Source organism: Kitasatospora sp. NPDC036755 (assembly GCF_040636595.1).
Lineage (GTDB): Bacteria > Actinomycetota > Actinomycetes > Streptomycetales > Streptomycetaceae > Kitasatospora.
The window spans coordinates 1-2,056 of the sequence record NZ_JBEZUT010000621.1 but is presented as its reverse complement, the minus strand read 5'-3'; the positions used below and the strand labels follow the sequence as shown (position 1 = coordinate 2,056).

At 71.4% G+C, this 2,056-nt stretch carries 1 protein-coding gene; it reads left to right on the top strand.

Translation table 11 applies throughout. From position 1 onward, the window contains the following. The first annotated feature begins 153 nt into the window (after positions 1-153). Complete coding sequence (locus tag AB0E96_RS40605; RefSeq protein ID WP_359831809.1) at positions 154-1,614, top strand: catalase; 1,461 nt, start codon at positions 154-156, stop codon at positions 1,612-1,614. Positions 1,615-2,056: the final 442 nt, after the last annotated feature.

Below are 2,056 nucleotides of genomic sequence, written 5' to 3'. Positions count from 1 at the left end.
ACACCCCGGTCCGGGTGATGAACTGGGGCTGGTGGGGCGGCCTCGGAAGCGTCACCTCCGAGTTCTACCGGGAGCGGATGACCCGGGTCGGACTGTGACCGTCAATTAAGACTCCCCCGAGCACGGCACCTATCGACACCCGAAGGACCCTCCATGCCCAAGATCCTGACCACGGAGTCCGGCGCCCCGGTCGCCGACAACCAGAACTCGGCCTCGGCCGGCGAGTACGGACCGCTGCTGATCCAGGACCAGCACCTGCTGGAGAAGCTGGCCCGGTTCAACCGCGAGCGCATCCCGGAGCGCGTGGTGCACGCCCGGGGGTCGGGCGCGTACGGCTACTTCGAGGTCACCGACGAGGTCGCGAAGTACACCCGGGCGGGCTTCCTCTCCGAGGTCGGCAAGCGCACCGAGGTCTTCGTGCGCTTCTCCACCGTCGCCGGCAACCTGGGCGCGGCCGACGCGGTGCGCGATCCGCGCGGCTTCGCGGTGAAGTTCTACACCGAGGAGGGCAACTACGACCTCGTCGGCAACAACACCCCGGTGTTCTTCCTCAAGGACCCGGTGAAGTTCCCCGACTTCATCCACTCGCAGAAGCGCGACCCGTACACCGGGGTGCAGGAGGCGGACAACGTCTGGGACTTCTGGTCCCACTCGCCGGCCTCGACCCACCAGATCACCTGGCTGTTCGGCGACCGCGGCATCCCGGCCTCCTACCGCCACATGAACGGCTACGGCTCGCACACCTACCAGTGGGTCAACGCCGACGGCGAGGCCTACTGGGTGAAGTACCACTTCAAGACCAATCAGGGCATCCGATGCCTGGACGGCCGGCAGGCCGCCGAGGTGGTCGGCGGCGACGCCGACTCGCACCAGCGCGACCTCCACCAGGCCATCGGGCGCGGGGTGTTCCCGTCCTGGACCCTCCACGTCCAGCTGATGCCGGTCGCCGAGGCCGCGGACTACCGCTTCAACCCCTTCGACCTCACCAAGGTGTGGCCGCACGCCGACTACCCGCTGGTCAAGGTCGGCCGCCTGGTGCTCAACCGGAACCCGGAGAACGTCTTCGCCGAGGTCGAGCAGGCCGCCTTCTCGCCGAACAACTTCGTGCCGGGCATCGGCCCGTCCCCGGACAGGATGCTCCAGGGCCGCCTGTTCGCCTACGCGGACGCCCAGCGCTACCGCCTCGGCGTCAACCACACCCGGCTGCCGGTGAACGCCCCGCGCGCCACCGAGGCCCACAACTACGGCCGGGACGGCCTGATGGCCGTCGACGGCGCCGGCCGCGGCAGGAACTACGAGCCCAACTCGTACGGCGGGCCGGCCCAGACCGGCGAGGCCCTGGCGGCGCCGGTCGAGGTGTCGGGCCACACCGGCAACCACGCCACCCCGGCGCACGCCAAGGACGACGACTTCTTCCAGGCCGGCGAGCTGTACCGGCTGATGTCGGCCGGCGAGAAGGCCCGTCTGATCGAGAACCTCGCGGGCTTCCTGGCGCAGGTCTCGCGCGAGGACGTGGTGGAGCGCAACCTCGCCCACTTCCGCGCCGCGGACGAGGAGTACGGTGCCAGGCTGGCCGCCGCCGTCGCCGAACTGCGGTCGGGCGACGAGGGCTGACCCCGGCTCGGGGGGCGTGCGCCGCCCGCCCGGTCCACCGTCCGCACCACCACCCCCGCGGCCGCCGGGCCCGTACCCGGCGGCCGCGGGACGGGCCCTCCCCCCCCGGGCGGCGGGGGGAAGGGCCCGTCGCGTCCGCCCAGGTCGGCGGGTGGTGCTACACGGATTGTTCACGGATATGCACGGACGGCAGTCGTCGGAGCCGCCGGGTCGATAGGCTGGTGGACGCCCGCGGTCGCTCCGTGGGGGGACATCGGAAGGGGACGACATGTCGACACCAGCCCCGGGTCGTCACGCCGCGCCGGACCAGGGCCCGGCGGGCCCGTTCACCTCCCTCCAGCACGCCCTCAGACCCGAATCCGCAGGTAGTGGCCGGCGGCCAGTCAGTTGATCTCTGTGCTGGCCGTTGGCGCCGTTGTGGTGTGGCCGGGTAGGCCGGTGG

Coding starts and splice junctions, on each gene's coding strand:
- AB0E96_RS40605 (WP_359831809.1), top strand. CDS start 154: ATGCCCAAGATCCTGACCACGGAGTCCGGCGCCCCGGTCGCCGACAAC.